At 72.8% G+C, this 1,743-nt stretch carries 1 protein-coding gene and 1 pseudogene; one reads left to right on the plus strand and one right to left on the minus strand.

Annotated features, from left to right (window positions below):
* Positions 1-286, plus strand: a pseudogene (locus tag AC27KI_RS24135) (hypothetical protein); the annotation flags it as partial.
* A gap of 64 nt (positions 287-350) precedes the next feature.
* Here the strand turns inward: AC27KI_RS24135 and AC27KI_RS24140 are convergent.
* The coding region (locus AC27KI_RS24140; protein ID WP_487116266.1) for a sulfite reductase subunit alpha at positions 351-1,743 on the minus strand (1,393 nt) is incomplete at its 5' end.

The following is a 1,743-nucleotide window of genomic DNA, read 5'->3' on the forward strand; positions in this document are numbered from 1 at the left end:
ACTGCTCGCGCCGCGCAGCGCGCCCCTGGTGCCACCGGCCCCGCCGGCCCGCGCCCCTGCCAAGGCGTTCGACCCGATCGAGGCCGACGAAGTGGCAGCTTTCAAGCGGGCCCTGGACAACGCCGCCGCGGCCAAGCCTCCCGCACCAGCACCGCGCACGGGGGTGTCCACGCGCTCGGGACCGCTGCTGCCTTCGACGCCCACCGGCTTCGAAGACACGGAAATGCCGGGCAGCGACGCCCGCTCGCCCGATCTGAGCAACACCCAGTACGGCGACCTGCGCTGAGCCGTACCAGCGGCGGCACGGGCCTCATCACCCCAGCCGCCGCCGCGTGTCGGCCTGCAGCGGATCAGTACACGTCGCGCCGGTAGCGGCCCTCGGTGATCAGCGCATCAACGGCATCGGCTCCGAGCACCTCCACCATCGCCGCGTCCACGCCGGCCGCCATGCCTTCGGCGCTGCCGCACACATAGACCACCGCGCCCTGCGCGATCCATTCGCGCAAGGGGCCCGCCGCATCGCGCAGCCGGTCCTGCACATGGCGATGGGCCTCCCCGTCGCGGGAGAAAACCCGGTCCAGTCGTTCGAGAAAGCCCTGGTTCTGCCAGCCACCGATTTCTTCGGCGCACAGGTTGTCGTGAGCCCGCTGGCGCTCGCCGAACAGCAGCCAGTTGCGCCGGTGGCCCGCACGCACCCGAGCCCGCAGGTGGGAGCGCAAGCCCGCCAGGCCCGATCCATTGCCGATGAAGAGGCAAGGTGCGTCGCCCGGGGCGGCATCGAAGCGCGGATTGGTCACCAGGCGCAAAGCCACTTCGGCACCCAGCGGGGCATGGGCGGTGAGCCAGCCCGACGCCAGCCCCAGCCCCTGGGCATGCCGCTCCTGGCGGACCAGCAGCTGCAGCGCGCCGTCGCCAGGCAGGGAGGCCACGGAGTAGGTGCGGGGCGCCAGGGCCACCAGCGCATCGGCACAGGCTTGGGCATGGACCTCTGCCGCGCCCGACGGCAGCGGGGGCAGCACACTCACCGCCAGGGCCTCGGCCAGCGTGGTCCTGACGCCCCCATGCTGCACCGGTGCAGCGCCATCGGCACCCGCGGCTTGCAGCCAGGCCACGACGGCCTCGGGCGCGTGGCGCGGCAGCACCTCCACCAAGGCGCCCGGATGCCATTCGGCCGGGGTGCCTGAGGTGAGCGACACCTCAAACAAGGGGTGGCCCAGGCTGCCCGGATTGAGGCAATCGCGCCGTTCCAGGCGCCACGGCGCGTAGACGGGCGCCATACCGCCTTCCGCCAAGGCTCCCTCCAGGGCCAGATGCGCCACGCCGTCCAATGCGGCCAGGGCCTCGCTCCAGCGGGCCAGGGCCGCAGGATCTGCGTCGTCCACTTCGATGAGCGGAAACAGCGGCCCGGCGCCCGCCCGGCGCAGGCCTTCGTCCAAAGCGTGGCCGAAGCCGCAAAAGCGCGTGTAGTTGCGGTCGCCCAGCGCGAGCAGGCCGTAGCGCACGCCCTGCAGCGAGTTTGGCGGCTGTTGTGTCAGCAACCGGGCGAAACGGCGGGCGTTGTCGGGCGGCTCGCCCTCGCCGAAGCTGCTGGCCACCAGCAGCACGCGGCGGTGCCCGGCCAGCATCGCGGGCGTGAGCGCCTGCAGCGATTGCACGGCCACACCCAAGCCGGCGCGCTGCAATGCGGCCGCGCTCTGCAGCGCCATGCGCTCGGCCTGGCCGGCCTGACTGGCGTAGGCGACC

The sequence above is a fragment of the Acidovorax sp. KPB24-03 genome (assembly GCF_057546605.1).